The organism is Synechococcus sp. KORDI-49, from assembly GCF_000737575.1.
Lineage (GTDB): Bacteria > Cyanobacteriota > Cyanobacteriia > PCC-6307 > Cyanobiaceae > Parasynechococcus.
Genome location: NZ_CP006270.1, coordinates 2,345,465 through 2,370,748, shown reverse-complemented (window position 1 = coordinate 2,370,748; position 25,284 = coordinate 2,345,465). Strand labels below are relative to the sequence as shown.

The 25,284-nt window shown below is 64.5% G+C and carries 27 protein-coding genes; 9 read left to right on the top strand and 18 right to left on the bottom strand.

Annotation, left to right across the window (positions count from 1 at the left end):
* Positions 1 to 10 precede the first annotated feature (10 nt).
* The 11 genes from KR49_RS11940 to KR49_RS11890 form a co-directional block, all read right to left on the bottom strand.
* Positions 11 to 1,150 (bottom strand): CO2 hydration protein, encoded by a 1,140-nt coding sequence (locus tag KR49_RS11940; protein ID WP_043695822.1) that lies wholly within the window; start codon positions 1,148 to 1,150, stop codon positions 11 to 13.
* Positions 1,147 to 2,637, bottom strand: coding sequence for an NADH-quinone oxidoreductase subunit M (locus KR49_RS11935; protein WP_043695818.1), 1,491 nt, complete (start codon positions 2,635 to 2,637; stop codon positions 1,147 to 1,149). The genes KR49_RS11940 and KR49_RS11935 overlap by 4 nt, the downstream gene beginning before the upstream one ends.
* A 10-nt stretch (positions 2,638 to 2,647) precedes the next feature.
* Positions 2,648 to 4,492 (bottom strand): NAD(P)H-quinone oxidoreductase subunit F, encoded by a 1,845-nt coding sequence (locus KR49_RS11930; RefSeq protein WP_043695815.1) that lies wholly within the window; start codon positions 4,490 to 4,492, stop codon positions 2,648 to 2,650.
* A 109-nt stretch (positions 4,493 to 4,601) separates the two neighbouring features.
* The gene (locus tag KR49_RS14535) at positions 4,602 to 5,165 is read right to left on the bottom strand and encodes a BMC domain-containing protein (RefSeq protein WP_043695812.1); all 564 of its coding nucleotides are present in this window, start codon (positions 5,163 to 5,165) and stop codon (positions 4,602 to 4,604) included.
* 49 nt (positions 5,166 to 5,214) lie between these two features.
* On the bottom strand, positions 5,215 to 5,466 hold the full coding sequence (locus KR49_RS11920; RefSeq protein WP_043695809.1) for a carboxysome peptide B: 252 nt from the start codon (positions 5,464 to 5,466) through the stop codon (positions 5,215 to 5,217).
* Positions 5,466 to 5,774: a carboxysome peptide A gene (locus KR49_RS11915; protein ID WP_043695805.1), complete on the bottom strand. Its 309-nt coding sequence runs from the start codon at positions 5,772 to 5,774 to the stop codon at positions 5,466 to 5,468. The genes KR49_RS11920 and KR49_RS11915 overlap by 1 nt, the downstream gene beginning before the upstream one ends.
* Before the next feature lie 2 nt (positions 5,775 to 5,776).
* Positions 5,777 to 7,549, bottom strand: a complete 1,773-nt coding sequence (locus KR49_RS11910; RefSeq protein ID WP_043695802.1) for a carboxysome shell carbonic anhydrase — start codon at positions 7,547 to 7,549, stop codon at positions 5,777 to 5,779.
* Positions 7,550 to 7,556: 7 nt separating this feature from the next.
* Positions 7,557 to 9,896 carry a CsoS2 family carboxysome shell protein gene (locus tag KR49_RS11905; RefSeq protein ID WP_043695799.1) on the bottom strand — a complete coding sequence of 780 codons (2,340 nt, stop codon included), beginning with the start codon at positions 9,894 to 9,896 and terminating at the stop codon, positions 7,557 to 7,559.
* A gap of 98 nt (positions 9,897 to 9,994) precedes the next feature.
* Positions 9,995 to 10,336 (bottom strand): ribulose bisphosphate carboxylase small subunit, encoded by a 342-nt coding sequence (locus KR49_RS11900; RefSeq protein ID WP_043695797.1) that lies wholly within the window; start codon positions 10,334 to 10,336, stop codon positions 9,995 to 9,997.
* 72 nt (positions 10,337 to 10,408) lie between these two features.
* Positions 10,409 to 11,824, bottom strand: coding sequence for a form I ribulose bisphosphate carboxylase large subunit (locus KR49_RS11895; RefSeq protein WP_043695793.1), 1,416 nt, complete (start codon positions 11,822 to 11,824; stop codon positions 10,409 to 10,411).
* Between the two features lie 71 nt (positions 11,825 to 11,895).
* Positions 11,896 to 12,207, bottom strand: a complete 312-nt coding sequence (locus KR49_RS11890; protein ID WP_006169870.1) for a BMC domain-containing protein — start codon at positions 12,205 to 12,207, stop codon at positions 11,896 to 11,898.
* A 364-nt stretch (positions 12,208 to 12,571) separates the two neighbouring features.
* Between KR49_RS11890 and KR49_RS11885 the strand changes: the two genes are divergently transcribed.
* The gene (locus KR49_RS11885; RefSeq protein ID WP_156957191.1) at positions 12,572 to 13,153 is read left to right on the top strand and encodes a non-canonical purine NTP pyrophosphatase; all 582 of its coding nucleotides are present in this window, start codon (positions 12,572 to 12,574) and stop codon (positions 13,151 to 13,153) included.
* A 3-nt stretch (positions 13,154 to 13,156) separates the two neighbouring features.
* Here the strand turns inward: KR49_RS11885 and KR49_RS11880 are convergent, their stop codons facing one another.
* A complete protein-coding gene (locus KR49_RS11880) occupies positions 13,157 to 13,936 on the bottom strand; it encodes a microcompartment protein (RefSeq protein ID WP_043695777.1) in 780 nt (259 codons plus the stop codon).
* A gap of 152 nt (positions 13,937 to 14,088) precedes the next feature.
* Between KR49_RS11880 and KR49_RS11875 the strand changes: the two genes are divergently transcribed.
* From KR49_RS11875 to bchL, 4 genes are all read left to right on the top strand, one after another.
* On the top strand, positions 14,089 to 14,439 hold the full coding sequence (locus tag KR49_RS11875) for a hypothetical protein (RefSeq protein WP_173402173.1): 351 nt from the start codon (positions 14,089 to 14,091) through the stop codon (positions 14,437 to 14,439).
* Between the two features lie 139 nt (positions 14,440 to 14,578).
* The gene (locus KR49_RS11870; protein ID WP_043695773.1) at positions 14,579 to 15,856 is read left to right on the top strand and encodes a ferredoxin:protochlorophyllide reductase (ATP-dependent) subunit N; all 1,278 of its coding nucleotides are present in this window, start codon (positions 14,579 to 14,581) and stop codon (positions 15,854 to 15,856) included.
* Between the two features lie 4 nt (positions 15,857 to 15,860).
* The gene (locus KR49_RS11865; RefSeq protein ID WP_043695771.1) at positions 15,861 to 17,444 is read left to right on the top strand and encodes a ferredoxin:protochlorophyllide reductase (ATP-dependent) subunit B; all 1,584 of its coding nucleotides are present in this window, start codon (positions 15,861 to 15,863) and stop codon (positions 17,442 to 17,444) included.
* A gap of 150 nt (positions 17,445 to 17,594) precedes the next feature.
* Positions 17,595 to 18,485, top strand: a complete 891-nt coding sequence (bchL, locus tag KR49_RS11860) for a ferredoxin:protochlorophyllide reductase (ATP-dependent) iron-sulfur ATP-binding protein (protein WP_043695769.1) — start codon at positions 17,595 to 17,597, stop codon at positions 18,483 to 18,485.
* Positions 18,486 to 18,498: 13 nt separating this feature from the next.
* Here bchL and KR49_RS11855 read toward each other — a convergent pair whose 3' ends face one another.
* From KR49_RS11855 to psaM, 3 genes are all read right to left on the bottom strand, one after another.
* Positions 18,499 to 19,449 carry a protochlorophyllide reductase gene (locus KR49_RS11855; protein ID WP_043695768.1) on the bottom strand — a complete coding sequence of 317 codons (951 nt, stop codon included), beginning with the start codon at positions 19,447 to 19,449 and terminating at the stop codon, positions 18,499 to 18,501.
* 69 nt (positions 19,450 to 19,518) lie between these two features.
* Positions 19,519 to 19,875, bottom strand: a complete 357-nt coding sequence (locus KR49_RS11850) for a hypothetical protein (protein WP_043695766.1) — start codon at positions 19,873 to 19,875, stop codon at positions 19,519 to 19,521.
* Positions 19,876 to 19,946: 71 nt separating this feature from the next.
* Complete coding sequence (gene psaM, locus KR49_RS11845; RefSeq protein ID WP_071839743.1) at positions 19,947 to 20,051, bottom strand: photosystem I reaction center subunit XII; 105 nt, start codon at positions 20,049 to 20,051, stop codon at positions 19,947 to 19,949.
* A gap of 84 nt (positions 20,052 to 20,135) precedes the next feature.
* On the opposite strand from psaM, the gene KR49_RS11840 reads away from it, so the two are divergent.
* Positions 20,136 to 20,618, top strand: coding sequence for a CRR6 family NdhI maturation factor (locus KR49_RS11840; protein WP_043695761.1), 483 nt, complete (start codon positions 20,136 to 20,138; stop codon positions 20,616 to 20,618).
* Here the strand turns inward: KR49_RS11840 and KR49_RS11835 are convergent.
* Positions 20,611 to 21,378 carry a sulfite exporter TauE/SafE family protein gene (locus KR49_RS11835; protein WP_043695760.1) on the bottom strand — a complete coding sequence of 256 codons (768 nt, stop codon included), beginning with the start codon at positions 21,376 to 21,378 and terminating at the stop codon, positions 20,611 to 20,613. The genes KR49_RS11840 and KR49_RS11835 overlap by 8 nt on opposite strands.
* Before the next feature lie 15 nt (positions 21,379 to 21,393).
* Between KR49_RS11835 and KR49_RS11830 the strand changes: the two genes are divergently transcribed.
* The gene (locus KR49_RS11830) at positions 21,394 to 22,149 is read left to right on the top strand and encodes a lipoate--protein ligase family protein (RefSeq protein ID WP_156957190.1); all 756 of its coding nucleotides are present in this window, start codon (positions 21,394 to 21,396) and stop codon (positions 22,147 to 22,149) included.
* Here the strand turns inward: KR49_RS11830 and KR49_RS11825 are convergent.
* Positions 22,092 to 23,345: a site-2 protease family protein gene (locus KR49_RS11825; protein ID WP_043695758.1), complete on the bottom strand. Its 1,254-nt coding sequence runs from the start codon at positions 23,343 to 23,345 to the stop codon at positions 22,092 to 22,094. The genes KR49_RS11830 and KR49_RS11825 overlap by 58 nt on opposite strands.
* A 70-nt stretch (positions 23,346 to 23,415) precedes the next feature.
* On the opposite strand from KR49_RS11825, the gene KR49_RS11820 reads away from it, so the two are divergent.
* Entirely contained in the window at positions 23,416 to 24,087 is a 672-nt protein-coding gene (locus KR49_RS11820; protein ID WP_043695754.1) for a phosphoribosylanthranilate isomerase, read from the top strand.
* A 48-nt stretch (positions 24,088 to 24,135) separates the two neighbouring features.
* Positions 24,136 to 24,357, top strand: coding sequence for a hypothetical protein (locus KR49_RS11815; protein ID WP_156957189.1), 222 nt, complete (start codon positions 24,136 to 24,138; stop codon positions 24,355 to 24,357).
* 128 nt (positions 24,358 to 24,485) lie between these two features.
* On the opposite strand, the gene folE is transcribed toward KR49_RS11815, so the two are convergent.
* Positions 24,486 to 25,277 (bottom strand): GTP cyclohydrolase I, encoded by a 792-nt coding sequence (folE, locus tag KR49_RS11810; RefSeq protein ID WP_043695751.1) that lies wholly within the window; start codon positions 25,275 to 25,277, stop codon positions 24,486 to 24,488.
* Positions 25,278 to 25,284: the final 7 nt, after the last annotated feature.

Sequence of the window (25,284 nt, the reverse complement as noted above, 5' to 3'; positions counted from 1 at the left end):
TTGGGAAAACCTAGAGGAGCGCCACCCGCTGGCATCCCATCAAGCGACCCGACCAGGCCTCCGCATAGGCGCGGTTGGCCGCCTGCTGCTCGGGATCCTGGGTGTCCAACGGGTGAGGCATGGTGCCGGCGATCGCCCCGTTGGTGACGCAGAACATCGATTTCTGGAAGCTGATGCAGATCTGCACGTGCACGTCCACCTGAGCGCGACCGTGATGGTCGTACCAGCTGCTCAGCTCCTCCGGCAGATGCCGGTACATGTCCTGCATGCAGAGGCTCGGCGGGATACCGGCCCCCATGCTCGGAATCGGATCGGCGTAGAGAGCGCCGTACTTGAAATCGCTGATGTCAGGTGAAATCTGACGAGCCTGGGCGTTGTAGGAGACCGTGCCGAGGAACGGCATACCCCGGAAGAACACCGCCTCCACGTAAGGCACCGCCACATCCACCAGGAAGGTGAGGCCCGCCTCGGGAGGCAGCACCCAGAACTCCTCACCGGCCACGGTCACCTTGTAGGTGATCGGACTGCCTGCTGCCGCCACGAGGCCGTCGCGGATGTGATGCACCACGTCGTTGACGCAGGCCACCTCACCGATGCGGTAACGACGGGCCAGGTCAACGAACAGATCGCTCATCACCCGCCAGAACAATCCGAGGCAGTAGATCGTGGTGAGCGAACGGACCGATTCCGGAGCGAAACCCCGGTAGAGGCTGTTGGTGAAGGCCAGCAGAGGGTCACGGCGGGTCTTCGCCGCAATGATCCGATCGCAGGCCTCCCGGAAGGCGTCACTGTCGAGGTAGGCATCCAACCCTCCGGTTCCGTGCCAGAACATCGCCTTCTGGCAGTACTCGGCGTACTCGAAATTGATCCGGTCCCCCAGCAGATGATCCCAGAGCCGCTTGAGGTTGAAACCCTCATGGAAGAAGCGGAACACCGGGAAGGGATTGAGCAGCTGCTTCTGCCCCTGGTCGACCAGGTTCTTGCTGTAGGCATCCAGCACGATCCCGTAGCTCTCGAGAACGTTCACCACCTGCAGCAGATGATCGGGCGTGTCCTTGAGCAGGGGAGTGTCGCTGAGCAGACGCCGGATCAGTTCCTCCTGGTCCGGAAGCGTTGGAGCGGAGACGGGCAACGGTGCGGTGGTGGTCATGACAGTCCTCCACTGAGCTGACTGAGGCCGGTGGTGGCCGCTTCACTGAGGTTCGCCAGCAGCTCCGGAGCGAGACCCAGCACGAGAACACCGAAGCTGAGTGCGATCGCCGGCACCTGCTCACGCAGGGCAACCGGATCGAGGATACGGGGATTGGTCACCTCTCCGGGGGCGATCGCCAGACGTCCGAAGAAGGCACGGTTCACCAGCAGCAGGAAATACACCGCCGTGAGTCCAGAGCCCACCATCGACAGCAAGGTGGCAACGGGGAAGGGCTGCAGGCTGCCTCGGAAGATCAGAAATTCAGAGATGAAGCCCGCCATGCCAGGGATGCCGGCGCTGGCCATCACACCGATGATCATCAGCGAACCGGTGAGCGGCAGGCCGCGCTGGGGATTGAGCAGACCGCGCAGCACATTGAGATCGCGGGTTCCGGTGCGGGCATACACCACCCCCACCAGCAGGAACAGCACGCCCGAGATCAAGCCATGGCTGACCATCTGGAACAGAGCTCCCATCAACCCCAGGGGTGTGGCCGCTGCCGCAGCCAGAAGCACATACCCCATGTGGCCAACAGAGCTGTAGGCCACCATCCGCTTCATGTCGGTCTGGGCGATCGCCGCCAGCGACCCGTACAGCACCGAGATCGCCGCCCAGGCCGCCAGCCAGGGGGCCGCCACCTGCCAGGCCTCCGGGAACAGACCCAGGCAGAAGCGCAGCAATCCGTAGGTTCCCAGTTTCAGCAGCACCCCCGCCAGCAGCACGGACACCGGCGTGGAGGCCTCCGTGTGGGCATCGGGCAGCCAGGTGTGGAACGGAAAGAGCGGAATCTTGATGCCGAAACCGATCAGCAACGCTCCCATCAGCAGCAGCTGGGCCGTCATGCCCAGATCGCCAGCCAGGATCGGCCGCAGGCTGAAGTCCATGGTGCCGGTGACCAGGGCCAGGCCCAGGAACGCCCCCAGGATCAGAACCCCCGACACGGCGGTGACGATCAGGAACTTGGTGGCGGCGTAGGCACGGTTCGATCCACCCCAGATGGCGATCAACAGCCAGAGAGGGATCAGTTCAAGCTCATAGAAGAGGAAGAACAGCAGCAGGTTCTGGGCCAGGAAGGCACCATTCACGGCACCACTGATGATCAGAAGCAGGGCGAAGTAGATGCGGGGGCGGTTCTCAATCGAACGGGAGGCCACCGCCGCCACCAGGCACAGCACGCCGTTCATCAGCACGAGCGGCAGCGACAGACCATCCACGGCCAGGGCGTAGTCGAGGCCGATGGAATGCACCCAGCGGGCCTGCTCCACCATCTGCAGCCCGGCCTCCGAGGCATCGAAGGGAATCAGGAGGCCAAAGCTCACCAGGCACTGCAGGGCAAGGATCACCACGGTGGCGATCCGCAGACGCTCAGGCGGGGGATCCGCCGGCCAGAGGATCAGTGCCAGGGCACCGAGGAAGGGGATCAGCAGCAGCAGAGAGAGCAGCATGGCGACGGCGTCAGGCGAGGAACCAGCTCACCGAAGTGAGGAAGAGAACGATGGCGACCAGCACCGTGAGCACATAGGACTGGCCCTGTCCGCTGACGCTGAGCTTGAGGCTCTCAGCGCTCTGCAGAGACAGCCTCGCCACACCGTGAAGCACCCCATCCACCACCGTGCGGTCAAACCAGGAGGCCAGACGCGAGATGCCGGCCACCACATTGACGATCGTGAGCCGGTAAAACTCCTCGGTGTAGAAGTCGTAGGCCAGCAGATCCTGGAACCAGCGCAGTGCGGGGTTGAGCGATCGCGACCAGGCCTTGCTCAACGGCAGCAGAGCTCCGGCCACCAGCCCCACCAGACCGCTGCCCACCACAAGGGCTGCAGCCCAGAGCGGAAACGCCAGCAGGCCATCGAGCGATTCCAGACGCACCAGCAGCACCGGCGTCAGCAGCACGATCACGGTGAGAGCGACCATCGGCAGGGCCATCTGCCAGTTCACTTCGGCCGCCCGGCGGGACTTGATCAGGGAGTCACCGAGGAAGACGTGGCGGAACACCCGCACCAGTCCGAGTGCTGTCAGGGCATTGGTGAGCAGAAACACAGCCATGAACGGCACCGAGCGCACGCTGAGCAGCTCGATCGACTGGGCCAGCGCCAGGAAGCCACCCAGGGGAAGAAAGCCGACCAGGCCTGCACTTCCCACCAGATAGGCGGTGGTGGTGGCCGGCATGCGGCTGGCAAGACCACCCAGTTCCGTGATGTCCTGGCAGTTGGTGGACGCGATCACGCCACCGATGCTCATCGAGAGCAGCGCTTTGGAGACGGCGTGAGAAAACAGCAGCAGCAGTGCCAGAACCGGGATCTGCAGGGCAATGGCGATGAACACCAGGCCCAGATGAGCGGTGGTCGAATACGACAGCGTGCGCTTGATGTCCACCTGGGCGATGGCCACCAGGGACCCACCGATGGCACTGATGCTGCCGATCACCAGCAGCACCACCAGCGCCACCGGCGAATGCTGAAGGATCGGCATCACCTTGAGCAGCACGATCGCCCCGCAGGTCACCACCACGGAGTTCCGCAGGATCGAGGCGGGATTCGGCCCCTCCATCGCCTCATCCAACCAGAGGTGCATCGGGAACTGAGCGCACTTGCCCGTGGGGCCTGCGATCAGGCCAAGACCCAGCAGCGTCGCTGCCAGAGGGGAGAGGGTGTCGCGCGATGCCCAGACATAGAGATCACCGAAACCCATCGCACCGGAGAAGCTGCAGAGCGCCACCACGCCCATCAGCAGCAGCACATCACCGACGCGCTTGGTGAGAAAAGCGTCGCGGGCGGCGGTGATCACCAGGGGCTGGGCATACCAGAACCCCACCAGCAGATACGTGGAGAGGGTGAGCATCTCCAGCAGGAAATAGCTCTGGAAGAGCGAATCACTCAGCACCACCCCGCTCATGGCCCCTTCAAAGAAACCGAGCAGGGCGAAGAAACGGGCCAGGGCCCATTCCTTGTCCATATATCCAAGGGAATAAACCTGGGAGAGCAGGCTGAGACCGGTGATCAGTTCCAGGGCCACCAGGTTGGTGAGCGTGAGGCTGAAGCTGATGTCGAGCTCCAGGTCGGCCAGCGTCAGCCAGGGATAGGCCAGATCGACCGGACCGGACTGGAAGACCTCCTGCAGGATCAGGCTGCCGTGCACGAAGGCCAGCAGGGTCAGAAGGATGTTCAGGTAGGCCGCCGGCCGGTGAGCCTGACGCCGGAACAAACCCGCTGCCCAGGGAAGCGACACGAGCATGCCGGCGAATCCGTAAAGCGGAATCAGCCAGGCAACCTGGACGGGTAAGGACAGCTCCGAAGTCAAAACGGCAAGCGGAAAGGGGATCGGGCTTGTCGGCATTGGCCGAGGAATCTAAGCGGCTGCCAAGGGGTCGAGCGCTCTTTGTGAACGGACATCGGCAGACACTTCAGGCTCAACTGCGGCGCAGGGCGCCACTGCTGACCAGGGCAGGCTCCACCTCCTGATGGGGACGGGCAATGATGTGGGCAGCGACCAGACCGTCGCCGACCCTCTCGCAGGCATCGGCTCCGGCACGCACGGCGGCGTTCACAGCACCGGTTTCACCCCGCACCATCACGGTGACGTAACCACCGCCGACGAATTCCCGACAGATCAGCGTGACTTCGGCGGCCTTGGTCATGGCATCAGCTGCCTCGATGGCCGGCACCACCCCGCGGGTTTCGATCATCCCCAGTGCAATCCCTGAGATCGGGGCATCCGCGGCCTGATTTGCGGACAGCGACGTGGCACCGCGTTTGCTGCCGCTGCCGCCAGCGGCGGATGGAGTGCGCGCACTCGCGCGACGGGGGGTGGGGGTGGCCGGTGCGCTCGCGGCCGGGCTGCTGGTGGGACTGGGAGCGGCAGCTGCCGGAGTGCTGACAACGGGAGTGACGTCCACGGTCTTGCTGGCGGCACTCTTGGCTGCAGCGGAACTGCGGGTGGTGCGGCGGCGGGGAGTCGGGGAAGGAGTGGCCATGAAAAACGGTGGTGGAAGCGGAACGGAGGCGGAGGAGCGGGGAGAGTCCCTATCCGTCCGGCGTCCAGTGGTCGATGATTCCACCGATCGTCAGATCGGTGAGCACCTTGTTGTCGGGGCACGCATGCCGGGCGGCTGAGCCGCTGGCAGTGAACACCCAGTTGCCCTCGCGAGCACCCACGGGATCCACCGCCACGAGCTTCTTGCCCTTGGCGTTGCGCAAGACGCGCAGGTGCATGTGATCCAGCCCTGCCACACGGAATGTGCACACGAGAGTTCCCATCACCTGCATGATTTCCATCAGCTGGTGGGTCCTCCGGCAGGGGTGCTGCTGGGTGCCGGCGCCGGTGCGGGGGTCTTCGGCGGATCCGGTTCCCAGTGATCGATGATCCCCACGATGGTGAGATCACTGGGATACGACTTGCTTCCGGCGGCTTCGCGGGCGGCGGAGCTGCTGACGCAGATCACCCAGTCGCCCGGTTTGGCACCCACGGCATCAACGGCCACTTTCTTGGTACTGCCGTCCTGAACCACCTGCAGATGCTTGTGCTCGAAGTCCGGGATGCGGTTGGTGGAGACGAGCGGCTTGATGACCTTGACGATGAGCATGATCAGTGAGCCTCCTGGAGCGGGGGGGCGAGGGTGGAACCGACGACCTCGGCCGGAGCCGTCTGGTTGCGATCACGAACGGTGAGGCACGTGTGCAGCAGGCCCTGATCGACCAGCTCGCTGTAACGGCTGGCGATGGCCTGATTCACCCGGGTGCAGTCGGCGATCGCCCGCTGACGGGCGCCGGGAACGCGACCCGAATAGTCGAAGCGGATCACGACGGGGATCGGCAGATCACGGGAGACGTTCAGACCACGGAAGATCTTGACGCCCACGTCCAGATCGGGGGCTCCCTCCTCGACGGTGTCGAGATGGGCGAAGTAGGTGAGGTTGCGCAGGTGCACCTCCTTGAAACCGATTCCGACACCGATGAAACGCTCGGCATGACCGGCGTCCGGATAGGGAGCGCCATGCAGATCCTGCACGTAGTCGATCTGGGAGCAGTTGTTGGCGATCAGACGCGTGAGGAAGGTGACCATGCCGGGATCCATCGGACCCGGGGCTGCGGATTCGACAGCCTCCGCGATCTGCACCATGGCCTGATCCGCGCTCATCGAAGCGGTGGCGGCATGCAGATCACGGGCACACAGCCACTGATCCAGAACCATTTCACTGTCCCGGCTGGGAGGGTGAACGCGGATGGCGTCGGTGTCGGTGTCCAGGCCGATCAGCAGGAGATCCACCGAAGCACCGCAGCAGAAGCTGTTCTCCACGGCTTCCCGGAAATCGAGCAGGCGCTGATACCCGGCTGATGCCGCCAGCTCATCGTTGCTTCCATGGGCGGCACAACCCTGATGCTCGGGATCCAGGGAGCTGAAGTGATACGTGACGACCTTCAGATAACGGGTCGGTTCGGTGGCGGGGTTGGGCATCCCCTCGCGGTAGCGGCGATGCTCGGTCTTCACCCAGCGGTTCACCGTGTTCTCCACGTCGAACATGGCGCCGGCATGGGAGCGGCGACGCACGGCGCTGAAGGGGATGCGCAACGCGTAGGCCACGGTGTGAGCCAGGCGGCCATCGGCGCAGGGCGTCACGTCGAGCAGATGAATGCCGCAGTCGAGCAGGAACTGCTCGAATTCCCTTGAGGAGGCACTGCCGCTGGCCCCATCGAGGGGATCGTCCTGAAAGAAACGATCACTGAACAGGCGATGGCTTTCAAAGACACACCAGGCGAACAGCGCCCGCATGTCGAGGGGACGCACCCAGGCCCGTTCAAGGATGTGCTGAGGCAGATCGAAGCCCAGTTCTGTCCTGGTGAGGCGCTGAGCCTGCTCGATGAAATCGGGTTCATGCTGCAGGGCCGAGACCCGCTTGAGCAGGGGAACAATGCGATCGAAACGCCCCTTCACCTCCAGCTCGTACGCCTGCAGTCGTGCATTGCCGGCCGAATCGGTGAGCGGGTGCTGGCGATGGGTGAGCGGCAGGGAGGAGCGGCTCAGGTTGAAGGGAACCACAGAGGTCTGGCTCTTCTCTCGGCGGACCCAGCCCGGTTGCTGCGCCACAGCCTGCTGCTGAGGGGTCCGACGCTGCTGATCAACAGCCGTGCGAACCCGACCGCCACCGATGGAACCCTGGACCAGCTTCGCCGCTTTGCCGGCCGTGGTCAGTGCACGCCGACGCTGCAGAGCAGCATCCCGGGTCTTGGTGGAGTCCGAAACCGACTCCATGGGTGGAACAGAAGCGCCGGCTGCAGGACCGTTGTTCTGCAGTTGCCGGCGCGTGGGAGCCGTGGGGGCCTGAGGTCGCCCGCCGCGGGAAGGCATGGAGCGAACCATCAGCAGATCAGCCCCGTGCGCCGCCGGAGACGGTGATCAGGGAACCCTTGTCGGTGTTGCCGCTGGAGCCGGTGACCCGGCTGACAGGCCACTCGTTCTCTTCATTGCGCTTGCGTTCGTAAGGAGCCATCGCACTCATCGGGCCCGGACGTGTGGGGTTGCGGCGACGGGCGGAAGCGCCTTCGGTGCCGGTGACGTGCTCACCACGATCCCAGTCATCACCGGTGACTTTCCTGGACGACCCCTCACCGGTGACGCGGGAGGCTGGCTGTTCAGCCGGTTCACTCACCACGGCAACAGTGGGCTGGAACTGACGGCGCTGAAACTCGCGGTTATCGAAGCGGAACTGCTCCGTTCCGGTGACCTTGCCGCCGGCCATGTCGAAGGGGCCGGTGATGCGGTTGCCCTGCTCATAGGCCGTGCCGGTGACTCCGCCCTGGGCATCGCGCTGCTGCTGAGCGGCACGGGCCGGTGACGTCACACTGAAGCGGGTCCAGGCCGCACCCTCGGGCGCCTGGCCGTGGGAGTCACTGCCAGCCGGAGCCTCGCTGCCGCAGGCGGCGGACAACTGATCGGCACCCACATAAGGCGTGCCGGTGACGGCTTCACAGGCTCCGCGCTCGGCGCCTGTCATCACGCCGCCGATTCCAGGCTGCAGTCCGGTCATCGGGGCTGCCGGGGTGCCGGGACGGACCGGGGTGCGTTCACGGATGGCCTGAACGGCCGGAGTGCCGCAGTTCTGACCAGCTTCTTCCAGCCCCGCATAAGGGGTTCCTGTTACCGCTTTGCAGGTACCGGGCTCGTCGCCGGTGACCTTGTCGGATCGGCCGGTGCGGGTGCCGCTCACCACAAGGTTGCGGTTGGTGACACTGAAGCCGACCTTGGCGGCCTCGGGTTCGGGCTGTCTGCCGCAGAAGCCGTTCACCTGTTCAGCACTGATGTACTGATCGCCGGTGACCCTGTGACAGGACCCGAACTCATTGCCGGTCACCTGGGAGGAGCGGCCGACCAGGGTGCCGGTGACGCCGGTGCCGGAGAGGGTGCCGGAGAGGCCGACCTTCGTGGCGGGGCGACCTTCGGGCAGGGGATCGGAACCGAGGTACTGATCGCCGGTGAGATTGCGATTGGCACCGGCTTCATCGCCGGTGACGCTGGCGGAACGCCCCACCATCACACCGCTGACGGGACGGCCCTGCTCGGTGAGGCTGTGGCCCACCTTGCGGGGGGAGGTGTTGCCGCCACCGCAGTAGGAGACAGCCTGATTGGAGGAGATGTATTCGGTTCCGGTCACGTTCTTGCAGGTGCCGGGCTCGTCACCGGTGACCTTCTCGGAACGACCCACCTCATTACCGGTGACCCGATTGCCGTGGCTGGTGGCGGTGACGCGCACCTTGGCCGGAGTGGTTGGCTCGGGAGCGGATTGGCAGAAGGTCTGGAACACCTCGGCTCCGAGATATTCCGTTCCTGTGATCGAGCGGCAGGTGCTGGCTTCGTTTCCGGTGGTCTTCACCGAACGGTTGGCCTGGGTGCCGGTGACCGTCTGACCGGAGCTGGTGGTGCTTTCGCCCACCTTCCAATGAGCATCAGCGGCGGCGGCCTGCTTGGCGCCATGGCGATTGGGGCCTGTAGGGCGGCTCACAGCGGCACCCTGCTTGTTGCGGGCACCGGCCTTGGCCCGCAGCTCACGCACCTGCTGGGCCAGCTCGCGGCTGGTGAGATCAGGATTGGCCTGCCGCGCGACGGCGGCTGCACTGGTGGGCTGCTTCCCGGCGGTCTTGCCGTGCTTCGACATGGCATCGCGACGGGCAAGCACCAGGGCACGGCTCGGGTTCTCAATGGCCCGGCGCTTGGGCGTCGCAGAACGGCGCTCCGAACGGGCGGAAAACTTGGGGGCCGATGCACTCAGGGAAGCCTGTTCAGAGGCACGCTTGCCACCGCAGCCACAGCTCTTCGTGGTCTCAGCAGGGACAGCTGCAGGAGCAGCGGCTTTGGTCTGACGTGCCACATCGGCGCGGTTGCGATCGCGGCTGGTGTCGGCGGTCTTGCCACGGCGGGAGAGGGCCTCACGACGGGCCAGAACCAGATCGCGGCTCGGGTGGCGCTGAGGCTGCACCTGACTGGCACGCGACGGTGCCAACGTTGTGAACACCTTCGCCTGCTGCGGAGCTGCGGCAGCAGGGACGACGGGTTCAACAGGGGCATTGGCCCGGGTTCGGGTCGGACGGGCATCAGCGGCAGTGCGCACCCGGCTGTCACCGGACCGGGCTGCGGCAGGAGCCTTCTTACCGGTGGTGGTGAGCGCCTTGCGGCGTTCGAGTGCGAGTTCGCGACTGGAGAGTCTTGCCATGTCCGCCCGAGGATGTGGTCGATGAATGGAGGGGATCAACCCTCCGGGAAATACTTGAGCCCTGAAGGATCAGGGCTCGGAACCATTGGTTCGAGGGATCAGCGGCCTTCGAAGACCACGAAGCAGGAACCCTGGCTCTGGGTGTAGGCGTCGTAACCGACGATGCGCACGTGGTGATCGGGGTAAGCGCGATGGCAGGCCTCGAGCTCACTCACGACAACGTTGAGATCCTTCTCACCGAAGAAGGGGAGCTTCCAATAGGACCAATAGGAGGCCATGGAGTTGCTGGGGTGGACGTGCTCGATGAGCGGGCTCCAGCCCTGGGCAATGATGTAGGCGATCTGGTCAAAGATCTCGTCCTGGGTCATCGGCGGGAGAAAGCCGAAGGTCTCCAGGGTGGCGACTGTTTGATAGTCACCCACTGTGCTCTGGAAAGGCATGGGGATCCTGGGGGTAAGAAAAAAGGTGGGCCGGTTAGGTCAACCGGCCGTTGAGACGATCAGCTGAGACGATCAGCCCTGAACGTCGAGCTTGTCGACGGTGTCGAACTCGAACTTGATCTCCTTCCAGGTCTCGAGGGCGATCGCCAGCTCGGGGCTGTGCTTAGCGGCTTCCATGAGGATGTCGCGGCTCTCTTTCTCGAGATGGCGGCCGGCGTTGCGGGCCTTGACGCAGGCCTCGAGGGCCACGCGGTTGGCCGCAGCACCTGCAGCGGAACCCCAGGGGTGACCGTGGGTACCACCACCGAACTGCAGAACGGAGTCGTCGCCGAAGATGGTGACCAGGGCGGGCATGTGCCACACGTGGATACCGCCGGAGGCGACGGCGAACACGCCGGGCATGGAGCCCCAGTCCTGATCGAAGAAGTTGCCGCGGCTGCGGTCTTCGGGCACGAACGATTCGCGCAGCTGGTCGATGTAGCCGAGGGTGGTCTGACGGTCACCCTCGAGCTTGCCGACCACGGTGCCGGTGTGGAGCTGGTCACCACCGGACAGACGCAGACACTTGGCGAGGACGCGGAAGTGAATGCCGTGCTTGGGATGACGGTCGATCACCGCGTGCATGGCGCGGTGGATGTGCAGCAACATGCCGTTCTTGCGGCACCACTTCGACAGACCGGTGTTGGCTGTGAAGCCGCCGGTGATGAAGTCGTGCATGATGATCGGCATGCCGAGTTCCTTGGCGAACTCAGCGCGCTCGTACATCTCCTCGGGAGTGTTGGCGGTCACGTTGAGGTAGTGACCCTTCTTCTCGCCGGTCTCCTGCTCGGACAGCTTGATGGCTTCCGCAACGAATTCGAAGCGGTTCTGCCAACGCTGGAACGGCTGGGAGTTGATGTTCTCGTCGTCCTTGGTGAAGTCCAGACCGCCGCGAAGGCACTCATAGACGACACGGCCGTAGTTCTTACCGCTCAGGCCGAGCTTCGGCTTGATGGTGCAACCCAGCAGAGGACGGCCGTACTTGTTCATCCGGTCGCGCTCGACCTGGATGCCGTTCGGCGGGCCGTAGCAGGTCTTGATGAAGGCCAGCGGGAAGCGCAGGTCTTCGAGACGCAGGTGGCGCAGGGCCTTGAAGCCGAACACGTTGCCGACCAGTGAGGTCAGAACGTTGGTGATGGACCCTTCCTCGAACAGGTCGAGGGGGTAGGCGATGAAGGCGTAGAAGGACTCCTTGTCACCAGGGACGTCCTCGATGCGGTAGCAGCGGCCTTTGTAGAAGTCGAGATCGGTGAGGAGCTCGGACCACACAGTGGACCAGGTGCCGGTGGAGGATTCAGCAGCCACAGCAGCGGCCACTTCCTCCTTGGGAACGCCTTCCTGGCCGGTGCATTTGAAGCAGGCCAGCAGGTCGGTGTCGAGGGGAACGTAATCAGGAGTCCAGTAAGTGTCCCTGTACTCCTTGACCCCAGCGTCGTACTTCTTGCTCATGGGTTAACTCCGTTAGGTCGGTGAGGGGGGTGAGACGTTCGCGTGCCTCGTCAGAGGCTCAGCGGAAGATCTCAGTCCTTCTGACCGAGGAAGTTGCCGTTGCCCAGAGCAGGCTCCACTTCGCGGTGGGGGCGGGCAATGATGTGGGCAGCCACAAGGCCGTCGCCGACGCGCTCGCAGGCATCAGCGCCAGCGCGGACAGCGGCGTTGACAGCGCCGGTCTCGCCGCGGACCAGAACGGTGACGTAACCGCCACCGACGAACTCGCGACCGATCAGTCGCACTTCGGCGGCCTTGGTCATGGCATCAGCTGCCTCGATGGCGGGGACCAGACCGCGGGTCTCGATCATGCCGAGGGCGATGCCCATGGTTTCGTTAGCCATTGCCTACCGGAGAAAAGGGTGGAATGTTCGCCGCGAAGACTGCTTCGCGGAGGCGCTTCCCGTCAAGCGATTCGCCGACATCTCTCAATCACTGTCCATAGTGAACATGATTAGCAGGGCTTATCAGTAAGCCGCCCACCGTTCCGAACTGCTGTGGGAAATCCTGTGCTGGCCTGCAGACACACGATTGTCGAAGCCCCGTCTCATGGATAGTTTTTTTGGCCGGAACGGTCCCGAAGCCTTCGGCCGAGGGGTGGAATGTTCAACCCATGCCGTTCCACCGGAGTGCACGGAGATCTCTTACCCCCTAACCGCTGAGATCAGCCGATCGGCCCTCACAATGGGAGCCGATTCTGTTGACCCTTTGCGTCCACTGCTGACCATTGCCAGCGGCAATCCCGTGAAGGTGGCCGAGATCGAGGCCATGCTCGGACCGCTTCCGGTGGTTGTTCAGCGTCAGCCTGAATCTCTTCAGGTGGAAGAGACAGGTTCCACCTACAGGGAGAACGCCAGTCTCAAGGCCACGGCTGCCGCCCTGGCGACCGCTGGCTGGGCTCTGGCCGACGATTCCGGCCTTGAGGTGGATGCTTTGGGTTGCGCCCCAGGCCTGTACTCCGCTCGCTACGCCGAGGGCGACGACGCCAAGATCACCAAGCTGCTGAACGATCTGGGCAGCACTCCCTACAGAAGCGCCTGCTTCCGCAGCACGATGGTTCTCAGCGATCCTGCAGGCCACTGCGTGGCCTCTGCAGAGGGAGTGTGCTGGGGCGAGCTTCTGAAGGCTCCCGCGTACCCAGGAGGAAGCTACGAATCCCTGCTCTGGGTTCGGGAAGCGAGGTGCACCTATGGCGAGTTCAACGACGCACAGCTGATCCGTCTGGGCAGCCGCGGCAAGGCGGCCAGGGCCCTGGCGCCTGACCTGCGCCGATTCCTGCAGCTGATCTGACGTTCAGGGGTTGGCGGACGTGCGGTTGATCATCTCGATGGTCCGCATCGCAGCGGCCGCCGCCTCCTCCACATCTCCCTCCTTGCCGGCCAGGGTGAGCCGTCCGAAGGCACCGACGGCCTTCACGTCCACCACGGTGATGTTCGACGACTTCTCGGCTTCGTTGGCAGCGATCAGCACGTAGCCGGCGGGTTCGGTCTCGAGGATGAACATGCTCATCCCGGCCTCGATCATCGAACCGCGGCGGTTCTGTCGGTTGATCAGCACAGCGTGGTCGGGAGTGATCGCGCGGATCACCTCCGTCCAGCTCACCTCGGCAGCGCGGCGCTGTTCGATCGAACTGCCGATCGCCTCGAGCACCACATCACCGGAGTGCAGCACGGTGCTCTGATCACGGTGATAGAGGGCCATCGAGCCGAAGGCCCTCTCGACCACCATCTGGCCGAGGCGGACGTTGCTGGCCTTCAAGGCGATATCGGTGACCCGGTGCACCGCCATGCCCGGGGAGACCTCCATCCAAAGACAGGCGTCCCCTGGAATCGGCAGGAATCCCTGGCTGACGGAGCCCATGTAGGCAGCCAGCTGAGGCTGCAACGAATCGATGAACACGTACGTGCGCAGCTCGATCGACTGCACCTGACTGCTCATCAGCCGCGGCGCTTCGCTGTCCGTGGTGATCACACAGCTGGCACCGGCAGACGATGAATGCACCTCGGTACCGGTGACGAGAGCACTTCCGCCACGCCGCCTCTCGCGGCCCTCGAAACTGGCGAAACGATTCATGGCGGGGAGTGTAACGGACGATTTCGAGTCCGGGCCCTCAGAGCAGCTGGACGGCCTGAAGCCTTGCGCCGCAATGGTGAGCCGATACCGTCCGCTCAGTTTCGGTCTGATCTGTGGCGCTTCCTGAGCAATCCCCGGTGAACACCGTCGACATGCCCGCCGATCAGGCCCTCGGCATGGTGAGTTTCGGCCTGATGCAGCGCCTGGCCCAGGACGGGCAGGTGGATCTGCCATGGCTGGAGACCCCCCGCAACGAGGATCTCGAGCGCAGCCGCCAGCTGCGCCTGCGTCTGGAACTCACCGCCCTGGCCATCGACACCGGAGCCCCCCTGAGCACCGCTGAGGTCAGCCTGCTGCTGGGCGCACGCCCCGGGAGCGAACGCGTCGAGCGTGGTGGGCTCGTGGCACGCCGGATCACCCGTAACGTCTGGCGTCTCAGCCGACTGGACCAGGATGAGCGTCAGGGCAGCTATCGCACCGATGGCTTCCGCCGCCGGCTCTGAAGAGAGGCTCTGAAGACCATGGCGGGATGATCCGGACGGTGATCAATCCCGAACGGATCCCTAAGAGATTGCTCCAGACCTGGTGCGTAGGGCCCTTCGTCTTGCAAGTTGAAGACAACCCCTTGCCAAGGAGCGGCCGATGGCCGGGCCCACGCTGCTGAAGGAAACCGGACCTCGGGAGGTGTTCTGCGGACTCACCTCGATCGTGTGGCTGCACCGGCGCATGCCGGATGCCTTTTTCCTGGTGGTCGGATCACGCACCTGCGCCCATCTGATCCAGAGCGCAGCAGGGGTGATGATCTTCGCCGAACCTCGCTTCGGCACCGCCATTCTCGGAGAACGGGATCTGGCCGGACTGGCGGACGCCCATGAGGAGCTGGACCGGGTCTGCCATGAACTGCTGGAACGCCGGCCCGAAATCCGCACGCTGTTTCTGGTGGGCTCCTGCCCCAGCGAGGTGATCAAGCTGGATCTGGCCCGTGCTGCTGAACGGCTCAACGAGGAGATGCACGGCCGGGTTCGGGTGGTGAACTACTCCGGCAGCGGCATTGAAACCACCTTCACGCAGGGGGAGGACGGGGCTCTCGCCGCGCTGGTGCCGCTGCTTCCCGCCAGCGAAGAGCGTCAGCTGCTGCTGGTGGGCACCCTCGCCGATGCCGTGGAGGACCGGCTGATTCACCTGTTCGGACGCCTGGGCATCGAGGCGATCCGCAGCCTGCCGCCTCGCCAGTCCACGGATCTGCCACCGGTCGGACCCGGCACCACCGTGCTGCTCACCCAGCCCTTCCTCACCGAAACCGCTCGATTGCTCCGCGATCGCGGAGCAACGGTGCTCACCGCCCCCTTCCCACTGGGCGCAGAGGGCAGCCGCCGCTGGATGGAGGCCGGTGCCAACGCCTTCCAGGTGCCCGCGGAACGACAGGCCGAGGTGCTGGACCCCCTGATGGAGCGCGCCCGGATCGCCCTGGAACCCCATCGGAAGGTGCTGAGCGGAAAGCGCATCTTCCTGCTGCCGGAATCCCAGCTGGAGCTGCCCCTCGCACGGTTCCTGCAGCGGGAATGCGGCATGGAACTGGTGGAGGTCGGCACCCCCTATCTCAACCGCGAGCAGATGGCCGAGGAGCTGGCCCTGCTGCCGGAAGGCACGCCGGTGATGGAGGGTCAGCACGTCGAACTGCAGCTGGATCGGGTGCGTGACAGCTCTCCCGATCTGGTGGTCTGCGGCATGGGCCTGGCCAATCCCCTAGAAGCCGAGGGCATCGCCACCAAATGGTCGATCGAACTCGTGTTCAGCCCGATCCACGGCATTGATCAGGCCGGCGATCTCGCCGAACTGTTCTCGCGTCCCCTGCGCCGCCGTCATCTGATTCAGCCCGGCCTGAATCCCTCCCTCGCCGTCGACCCCGTTCACGCCTGACGCCATGCAACTCACGCTCTGGACCTACGAAGGCCCCCCTCATGTCGGCGCCATGCGCATCGCCGCCTCGATGCGGGGGGTGCACTACGTGCTGCATGCCCCACAGGGGGACACCTACGCCGACCTGCTCTTCACGATGATCGAGCGCAGAGGCCAGCGGCCGCCGGTGACCTACACCACCTTCCAGGCCCGCGACCTGGGCGGTGACACGGCGGAACTGGTGAAGCGGCACGTGCGCGAGGCGGTGGATCGCTTCCAGCCCGATGCTCTGCTGGTGGGCGAGAGCTGCACCGCCGAACTGATCCAGGACCAGCCCGGGGCTCTGGCCCAGGGCATGGGACTCGAGATGCCCGTGGTCACCCTGGAACTGCCCGCTTACAGCAAGAAGGAGAACTGGGGTGCTGCGGAGACCCTCTATCAGCTGGTGCGCAGCCTGCTGAAGTCGCAGGTACCGGAGCAGGCCAGTCACAACCCTCTGGCCTGGAAGCAGGAGGGCCGGCGCCCCAGGGTGAACCTGCTGGGACCCTCGCTGCTGGGCTTCCGCTGCCGCGATGATGTGCTGGAGGTGCAGCGGCTGCTGACGCTGCACGGCATCGATGTGGGTGTGGTGGCGCCGCTGGGAGCGGGGGTGGACGACCTGTCACGGCTGCCCGCAGCGGATCTGAACGTGTGTCTGTACCCCGAGGTGGCCGAATCCAGCTGCATCTGGCTGGAGCGCAACTTCGGCATGCCGTTCACACGCACGGTGCCGATCGGCATCGGCGCCACCCACGACTTCCTCAGCGAACTGCATGGGCTGCTGGGGATGGATCCGCCCGACACCCGCGAGGGACATCAGCGCTCCCGCCTGCCCTGGTATTCCGAATCGGTCGACTCCACCTACCTCACAGGCAAGCGGGTGTTCATCTTCGGAGACGGCACCCATGCCCTGGCCGCAGCACGGATCTGCCGGGAGGAGCTGGGCTTCGAGGTGGTGGGTCTCGGCACCTACAGCCGCGAGATGGCACGGCCGGTGAGGGCCGCCGCCAAGGCCATGGGGCTGGAGGCCCTGATCAGCGACGACTACCTGGCCGTGGAGGCCGCCATGGCGGAGGCGGCTCCCGAGCTGGTGCTGGGCACCCAGATGGAACGGCACAGCGCCAAGCGGCTGGGCATTCCCTGCGCGGTGATCAGCACCCCGATGCACGTGCAGGATGTGCCGGCCCGCACCAGCCCCCAGATGGCCTGGGAGGGGGCGAACGTGATCTTCGACGCCTGGGTGCACCCGCTGATGATGGGGCTGGAGGAGCACCTGATCGGCATGTTCCGCCACGATTTCGAATTCGTGGACGGTCACCAGAGCCATCTGGGCCATGCCGGTGGCTCCGGTGCTGCCGGTGACTCCGCCGAGGCGGAGCTCAGCGATGTGCCTGAACTCGGGGACGACGCCCTGGTGTGGACCGCCGATGGCGAAGCGGAACTACGCAAGATCCCCTTCTTTGTGCGTGGAAAGGTGAAACGCAACGCCGAGGCCTATGCCCGCCAGGCCGGCTGCCGGGAGATCAGCAGCGAAACGCTGTATGACGCAAAAGCCCACTACAAGGCATGAGCATTTGCACTCATTTCTTTTCAATCAAGCCGAAGAAAATGCGCAGATCCTTGGCAGCAAGCAGCGCAGATCTTTCGTTTCTTGGTGAAAACCTGCCGGCATACATCCGCTGCTGTTGAATGAAGCCACACCTCTTGTGAAGGTCGCTGAATGACCACGACCCTGACGCGGCCGGCTGACGGCGAAGGCAGTGTGCAGGTCCATCAGGACCCCTCGATGAACATCCAGGAGGAAACCCTGGTGATCGCTGTCTACGGCAAGGGCGGCATCGGCAAATCCACCACGTCCTCCAATCTTTCGGCCGCTTTCTCGAAGCTGGGCAAACGGGTGCTGCAGATCGGTTGCGATCCGAAGCACGACAGCACGTTCACCCTCACCCACAAGATGGTGCCGACGGTGATCGACATCCTCGAGGAGGTGGACTTCCACAGCGAGGAGCTGCGTCCGGAGGACTTCGTGTTCACCGGCTTCAACGGCGTTCAGTGTGTGGAGAGCGGCGGCCCTCCGGCGGGCACCGGATGCGGTGGCTACGTCACGGGCCAGACCGTGAAGCTGCTCAAGGAGCACCACCTGCTGGAAGACACCGATGTGGTGATCTTCGATGTGCTCGGCGATGTGGTGTGCGGCGGATTTGCTGCACCGCTGCAGCACGCCAATTACTGCCTGATCGTGACGGCGAACGATTTCGATTCGATCTTCGCGATGAACCGGATCGTGCAGGCGATCCAGGCCAAGGCCAAGAACTACAAAGTGCGGCTGGGCGGTGTCGTCGCCAATCGCTCCGCAGACACCGATCAGATCGACAAGTTCAATGCCCGCACGGGCCTGCGCACGATGGCCCACTTCAAGGATGTGGATGCCATCCGCCGCTCACGGCTGAAGAAGTGCACCATCTTCGAAATGGACGATGACGACGAAGCGGTGCAGGCGGTGCGCCGGGAGTACCTGCGCCTGGCCCAGAACATGTTGGAGAACGTGGAACCCCTGGAAGCCACATCCCTGAAAGATCGGGAGATCTTCGACCTGCTGGGCTTCGACTGATCAACCGGCCCGATCAGAGCCCGACCAGCCGCAGCGACAGATCCCAGACGCGCCGCGCCGTGTCGGGATCGGTGGCCTTGTCAGACAGTTCCTGGCTGAACTGCTGACCGTCCTTGCTCTGACGGTTACCCCAGCTCCAGTGCACACCGGACTCTGCGAAATCCGGATCCGCCACCACCTGGGCCACCCGCTCACCCGCCAGGGCCTGGGAGACGTAGCCACCGGTGATGTTCTTCTGAAACCACGGGAAGATCGTCTGAAAGGCCTTCGGGGTGTTGCGGAACAACGGCGTGTCGGCAACACAGCCCGGATACAGCGACGTGAAGGTGATGCCCGTCTCCCCGTGCAGGCGCCGATGCAGCTCCTGGGTGGTGATCATGTTGCAGAGCTTGCTGTCCTTGTAGGCCTTGCCTGGCTTGAACGGTTTGCCGCTGGCCATGCTGATCGGCTCCAGGAAGCCCGCCTCAAAGCCGGAGAGATCACCGAGATCCGCCGGGGCAGGGATCGGGATCTTGCCACCCAGCTCCTTGGAGTTGGCCGTCACCGTGCCGAGGATCACAACGCGCCTGGACGGGTGGCTCGACGCCCTGATCCGATCCAGCAGCAACTGAACCAACAGGAAATGGCCGAAGTGATTGGTGGCCATCGAGATCTCATAGCCCTGCGGAGAACGCTCCGGCTGCTTCAGCTTCGGCTTGTACACCGCGGCATTGCAGACCAGCGCATCCACTCCTCCGGGGAGCTTCTCAACCGCCGAACGGACGCTGTCCAGATCACCCAGATCCATCAGCACATGCTGGAGACGGTCCTTGGGAATCTCCATTTCATCGGCAGCACCAGCCGCTCTCTGGGGACTGCGGTTGGCGGTGATCACCGTCCAGCCCCGTTCCACGAGGGCCTTGGTGGCGTTGAGACCGACCCCAGAGGTGGTGCCGGTGATCAGAACGGTGCCCGGAGTTCCCATCGCTGCTGCCCCTCAGAAGCGATCAGTCTGCAGTGTTGAGCGCATGTCCAGCCAAAGGCGACAGGATTCTCAGCGCCAGATCACACGCAGACGGTTGGGGGCGATCCACTGGTCCTGTTCACCGATCAGGCGCTCTTCACCGCCGATGCTGAACAGACGGTCGAAGCGTTGCTGCAGCGATTCCAGCTTGGCGGTTTCAACGGTCACCACAGCATTGATTTCGCCGTGCCGTTCCAGCCGCTCCTGATACGCCATCGACAGCCGAACCAGGCTGACGCAGCCCAGCAGAACGAATCCGAGCTTCACCGCGAGCGCCAGAACACTGCACTGCAGCTCTCGGCGGTCGTTCTGACGCTGGATGACGGACGCCAGCGTTGCGGCATCAACCGGACGACTGGCTGGTGGTGGAGCAGTTGACGAAGCCAACTGACAGGGTCAGCTGATCGTTTGTAACGCAGCGAACCATTGCTGCCAAGCCCCACCGCAACAGAAGGGGATCAGGCCTCGTACAGGCTGATGGAGAGGCGCAGAGCGAGCACCGCAGCGTGGGCAGCCACCACAAGGGCGATGAAGATCTCTGGCGAGGTCAGGGCGCTGGCCATGGATGCAGTCCGGGGAAACCGTCCCATTGTTCTTCAGAGGGACGGCTGCGCGCCATCATTCGCAAAGGCCTGTCACACCTCACCATGGAATCGGTCCAGATCGATGCCGATGCGATCCGTCGTCTCGATCTCACGCCACTGCAACCGTGGGCAGCCAGATCCCTGGGGGAGGTTCTCACCCAGGGGGCGACCCTGGAGCTGAGCTTCGACTGGCCTCGCCAGGCCGACGACCCGAGAGAGCTGGCGGAATGCCCCGAACCGCGGCTGTGGGCGCTGAGGGCCGACGCCCGCCACCCCTGGCTGCCGTTGGTGCTGGAGCGGGATCAGGGCAGCCTGATCCGTCACGTGGCCATGGTGGTCCCCCACCGGTTCAGCCGCACCGATGGACTGCGCTTCGAGCCCGAAGCCCTGGAGCTCTGGATCACCCATCGTCTGATGCAGCTGGACGACCTCTGCCGCCAGACCCTGGGACGATCGATGCGGGGCAACCTGTCCCAGATGGCCGCCTCCCTCGGCTACGAGCTGGATGCCGGCTTCTGGACCCTGCTGGACGGAGCCGTCAGCTGAGCACCAGATGCAGGGCCCGCCGACAGCTGTCGATCGCCAGCACGATCGCAAGACCCCGCAGCAGCCGCACCAGCAGCAGCGCATCGAACTGATCCAGGCGGCTCGCGGTCCAGCGGGCGGCGATCGCCGCCACCCCCCCCAGGAGCAGTCCCATCACCGGTACCCCACGCCCCTCATGCAGAAACTGCAGCGACGCGGCCGAGGCGGAGCAGAACACCGCCACGGTGCTGAGACGCACCGCCTGGTGGATCGGAACCCCGAACGGACCGTTCATCAGCGGCACCATCACCAGTCCTCCCCCCAGCCCCAGCATTCCGGCGGTCCAGCCGGCGATGCAGCCGGTTCCGGAGAGCTTCAGCGCCTTGGCATCGAGGTCAACCTCCTCCGTTTCCTGTTCAGGCCGCGGCCGCACGGTGAACGCCAGCACGATGTAGATCATGGTCTGCATGGCCAGCAGCACCCAGCCCGATGCCCAGCCGGCCAGGCCCCCGAACACCAAGGCTGAACCGAAGGCCGCCAGACCGATGGACAGACCGGATCGCCAGGGCAGGCTGTCGCCGCTCAGGTGCGTGATGGTGCCGGCCAGAGCCGTGGGCACGATGGCGAAACTGCTGGTGGCCAGGGCCTGATGGGGCGGCAGATCCAGCCAGAGCAGCAGGGGCGCGAAGATCAGACCGCCGCCGATTCCCAGCAGACCGGCCAGCCCTCCGGCGAACAGTCCCAGAGCGATGAGCAGGGGATAGTCCCACCAGGGCAGCACGGCTTCAGCGAGAACATGATCACCAGCATGACGAGCGATGCTCCACGGGGGCGCCTGCTGCCGATGCTGTGCGCCGATGGTCCCTGGCAGATGGCCCTCGATCAGATGCTTCTGGAGCAGACGGATCCGAGACCGGTGCTGCGGTTCTATCGCTGGTCAGGGGCATGGCTCTCCCTGGGCCGCCACCAGCGGCAATGGCCTGACCACTGGCGTGACCTGGCCGCGGAAGGTCATCTCTCGATCGTGAGGCGCCCCAGTGGAGGCCAGGCGGTGCTGCATGCCGGAGGACTCACCTATGCCTTGATCTGGCCCGGAGCTCCCCGCCAGCGCCGTCAGGCCTATCGGGAGGCCTGCCACTGGCTGATCGAAGGCTTCCGGTCGCTGGGGGATGAGCTGCGCTTCGGTGACGAAGCGGCCACGGGGGAGGACGCGAACTGCTTCGCGCGCTCCACCGTGGCCGATCTGGTGGATGGCCGCGGCATCAAGCGCATCGGCAGTGCCCAGCGGTGGCAGAGGGGCCGTCTGCTGCAGCACGGCGAGATCCTGCTCGACCCTCCGGCGGACCTGTGGCGTGCGGTGTTCCGGGAGACCACTCCGGCTCCGGCGGCGGCGGCCATCCCACGGCAAGGACTGGAGCAGCATCTGTTCCTGGCACTGCAAAGGCAGTGGCCGGAGCTGGGCTGGAGCGAGCAACCACTCACGACGGTGGAACGTCAGGAGCTGGAGCGGCGGGTGTCCGTCTCGGCAGCCTGCATCGACTCCACCACCTGAGGCAGCATCGCCAGGCCCATGGGGTAACCGTTCTGCTTGCGGGCCTCCTCCAGGATCGGTGGCGGCAGCCGCACCCCCAGCTTCTGAAGCACCGCTTCGCCCACATCCATGCGGTCGATCGTGCCGGAGGGAAGACCAGCGGGACCGAACACCAGAAGACGCCCCTGACTGGTTTGCTCCAGGGCCTCGATCGCTTTCCAGAGCGGCTCGCGATCGTGGATGGAAGGCAGTTCCTCCAGAGGGCGCAGATGATCCTCCAGGCGCTGACGGTCCCACTGCTGCACCGGCAGATCCCGCAGCGGCTGATCATCCACCCATCCGATCCAGCGACCGCCGCGGCAGATCAGCACCCAGTCATCCCCGCGGCCGCCTTCGGACTCCCGCAGACGCATGCTGCTGAGCTGGCGCAGGCTCTGATCCGACTCCAGCACCCGAAAACGACGGCCGGCTGCATCCGACACCTTGAGATCCTGAAGCACTTTCTGAAGCACCAGCATCTGGGCCTGGCCCCGGTTGGCACCGAGACCGAACCAGCCGATCAGCATCAGAAACACACCTGAAAAACCGCCACCGCGCACGAGCAGCAGCACGCCCATCACGATCAGCAGCGTCGAGAGCGCTCGCCCGGAAGCGGAGGCCACCTGCATTCCGCGTTTCTGGCTACCGCTGAACTTCCAGACGAGAGCCTTGAGGATCTGACCGCCGTCCAGCGGCAGGCCGGGCAGAAGATTGAACAGGCCCAGCATCAGATTGAGAGCGCCCAGCTGGGTCAGCACCATCGCCAGCAGCGGACGGCCTCCATCCAGGGACGGTGCGGAGAGCAACAGCCCCAGGGCCAGGATCAGGCTCACCAGCGGGCCGGCGGCAGCGATGCGCAGACTTCCCATCGCCGTGTCGCAATCACGTTCGATCCGAGCGATGCCGCCGAGGTGGAAAAGCGTGATGCTGCGGACCTTCACCCCCTCCCGCAGCGCCATCAGGGCATGGCCGAGCTCATGCAGCAGAACGGAGAGAAACAGCAGAAGAGCCGTGAGCAGACCAAGCCCCCAGCTGGTGCCTGCTGCCACGGCAGGCGTGACTGTGGCAGCGAAACGCGACTGGAAGATCATGGTGAAGAGCACCACGGACACCAGCCAGCTGGGCTGAATGAACAGGGGAATCCCGCGGATTTTCAGAAGTTGCCAGCCCTCTCCCAAAACGGCCTTCCCAGGGTGTCGCCGCGGCGACGGATGTCCCCGATCCTAAGGAGAGTGAACAGCACGACTTTTGCCTGAGCAGCAGACGCCACAACCGGCCCTCAAGATCTGCGGGCTCACGGAGACAGACCAGGCCCTGGCCATCGCTGCCATGGGGGTGGACGCGATCGGCGTGATCGGCGTCGCTGAAACACCCCGCTTCGTTGAGGCCACGGCTCGACGCCATCTGTTCGAGGCCCTGGCCCGCGAGGCAGCCGGTGTGCAGCGCGTCTGGGTGGTGGCCGAGCCGGATGATGCCAGCCTTGCCGAGGCCCTGGCCGGTGAAGGAGCCCCCAGCGTGGTGCAGCTCCACGGAGAGGAATCCCCGGAACGCTGCCAGTCTCTGAAACAGCGTTACCCGCAGGTGCAGTGGTGGAAGGCACTGCGGCTGCGGTCTTCCGCTGATCTGCAGAAGCTGAACCCGTACCTCGACCATGTCGATGCCCTGCTGCTCGATGCCTGGAGTCCGGGTCAGCTGGGAGGCACCGGTCATCGGTTGCCCCTGGACTGGCTGGCGGATACCGAGCTGCCGTTGCCCTGGTGGCTGGCCGGCGGCATCAGTGCCGAGTGGGTGCCCGAGCTGCTGAACCGGGTTCATCCGCATGGTCTCGATGCCTCGAGCCGACTGGAAACAGCCCCTGGCCGCAAGGATCTCAGCCGGGTCGAAGCCCTTGTGAAGGTCGTGCGGGAGCAACGCCGTTAGTCATCAAAAACGCACAGTTTCACCATGGCCCGCTTGTCTCCTGTCTTCATGCTGGGCGCATCGCTGGCAGCGACCCTTCTCACCCAGAGCTCCGGACAGGGTCAGGGGGTTCTGGTGGGTTGCAGGCTTGGAGCCACGCAGCAGTGCGTGCCGGGTCTCACGATGACTCCGCAGCAGCAGATCAAAGTGCTGAGCAGCGGATCACCTCAGACACGATCGCGGAGGGGATGGTGGAGCAGACCCTCGAAGGACTGCGACGGTTCGATCTGACTGGTTCCGCCAGCTGCCGGGCCAGACGAACTGGCAACTGGTGGGGGAAGTGGATTCCCGCAGCTACCGGCTTGGCTCAGACGACATGAACGGGAACGTGATGGCCGTGGTGGCCATGCGCCCGGTGATCAGGTGCTCAGCAGAGCTTCCTGCTGACGCACGAGCTCGAAGAATTCCTGCTTCAGGCTGGGATCGTGGCGGAAGTCACCGCGGACCACAGAGTTCACCATGCTGGTCTGAGGCTCCTTCACACCGCGCCACTTCATGCAGTAGTGCTGAGCCTTGATGATGATGCCCAAGCCCTGGGGCTCACACAGCTTCTCGATTTCATCGGCCAGGATCATCACGGCCTCTTCCTGGATGTGAGGGCGGGAAAAGACCCAGTCGGCCACCCTGGTGAACTTGGACAGGCCGATCACCCTGGCACCGGGCTTGATGCCGATCCAGCAGTTGCCCATGATCGGAACCAAGTGGTGGGAACAGGCGGATCGCACCGTGATCGGGCCCACGGTGTAGATCTCATCGAGCTGCTTCACATTCGGGAAGCTGGCGACCTTCGGCTGCTCGTGATAGCGGCCCTTGAACACCTCATGGAGGTACATCTTCGCGACACGCTCAGCCGTCTCATGGGTGTTGTGATCGTTGTCGATGTCGATCACCAGGCTGCGCAGCAGATCGCGAACCTTGTCTGCCACTTCAATCTGGAGTTCAGCCAGCTCACCGGGCTCGAGGTGGGCTGCGATGTTGTCATTGGCCAGGAACGAGACACCTCGCTCCTGGAGACGTTCACGAATGCAGGCTGAAACAGCCGGCTTGAGGATGTTGCTGATGCCGTTGGTCGTGGATCTGGCAAGTCCGTTGCCATTGCCGTTGCCGTTCTGGGCAGCGCCGTTGGAGACGAAAGGGACGGTGGAAGTCATGGGGTCT

Excerpts from the sequence above, each read along its gene's own strand:
- KR49_RS11855 (WP_043695768.1), bottom strand. The coding sequence starts at position 19,449 with ATGGGAACTCCGGGCACCGTTCTGATCACCGGCACCACCTCTGGGGTC.
- KR49_RS11865 (WP_043695771.1), top strand. The coding sequence starts at position 15,861 with ATGCAACTCACGCTCTGGACCTACGAAGGCCCCCCTCATGTCGGCGCC.
- KR49_RS11815 (WP_156957189.1), top strand. The coding sequence starts at position 24,136 with ATGCTGGGCGCATCGCTGGCAGCGACCCTTCTCACCCAGAGCTCCGGA.
- KR49_RS11910 (WP_043695802.1), bottom strand. The coding sequence starts at position 7,549 with ATGGTTCGCTCCATGCCTTCCCGCGGCGGGCGACCTCAGGCCCCCACG.
- KR49_RS11920 (WP_043695809.1), bottom strand. The coding sequence starts at position 5,466 with ATGGAAATCATGCAGGTGATGGGAACTCTCGTGTGCACATTCCGTGTG.
- KR49_RS11880 (WP_043695777.1), bottom strand. The coding sequence starts at position 13,936 with ATGAATCGTTTCGCCAGTTTCGAGGGCCGCGAGAGGCGGCGTGGCGGA.
- bchL (WP_043695769.1), top strand. The coding sequence starts at position 17,595 with ATGACCACGACCCTGACGCGGCCGGCTGACGGCGAAGGCAGTGTGCAG.
- KR49_RS11940 (WP_043695822.1), bottom strand. The coding sequence starts at position 1,150 with ATGACCACCACCGCACCGTTGCCCGTCTCCGCTCCAACGCTTCCGGAC.
- KR49_RS11890 (WP_006169870.1), bottom strand. The coding sequence starts at position 12,207 with ATGGCTAACGAAACCATGGGCATCGCCCTCGGCATGATCGAGACCCGC.
- folE (WP_043695751.1), bottom strand. The coding sequence starts at position 25,277 with ATGACTTCCACCGTCCCTTTCGTCTCCAACGGCGCTGCCCAGAACGGC.
- psaM (WP_071839743.1), bottom strand. The coding sequence starts at position 20,051 with ATGGCCAGCGCCCTGACCTCGCCAGAGATCTTCATCGCCCTTGTGGTG.
- KR49_RS11935 (WP_043695818.1), bottom strand. The coding sequence starts at position 2,637 with ATGCTGCTCTCTCTGCTGCTGCTGATCCCCTTCCTCGGTGCCCTGGCA.
- KR49_RS11840 (WP_043695761.1), top strand. The coding sequence starts at position 20,136 with ATGGAATCGGTCCAGATCGATGCCGATGCGATCCGTCGTCTCGATCTC.
- KR49_RS11875 (WP_173402173.1), top strand. The coding sequence starts at position 14,089 with ATGCCCGCCGATCAGGCCCTCGGCATGGTGAGTTTCGGCCTGATGCAG.
- KR49_RS11905 (WP_043695799.1), bottom strand. The coding sequence starts at position 9,896 with ATGGCAAGACTCTCCAGTCGCGAACTCGCACTCGAACGCCGCAAGGCG.
- KR49_RS11870 (WP_043695773.1), top strand. The coding sequence starts at position 14,579 with ATGGCCGGGCCCACGCTGCTGAAGGAAACCGGACCTCGGGAGGTGTTC.
- KR49_RS11915 (WP_043695805.1), bottom strand. The coding sequence starts at position 5,774 with ATGCTCATCGTCAAGGTCATCAAGCCGCTCGTCTCCACCAACCGCATC.
- KR49_RS11900 (WP_043695797.1), bottom strand. The coding sequence starts at position 10,336 with ATGCCTTTCCAGAGCACAGTGGGTGACTATCAAACAGTCGCCACCCTG.
- KR49_RS14535 (WP_043695812.1), bottom strand. The coding sequence starts at position 5,165 with ATGGCCACTCCTTCCCCGACTCCCCGCCGCCGCACCACCCGCAGTTCC.
- KR49_RS11830 (WP_156957190.1), top strand. The coding sequence starts at position 21,394 with ATGATCACCAGCATGACGAGCGATGCTCCACGGGGGCGCCTGCTGCCG.
- KR49_RS11895 (WP_043695793.1), bottom strand. The coding sequence starts at position 11,824 with ATGAGCAAGAAGTACGACGCTGGGGTCAAGGAGTACAGGGACACTTAC.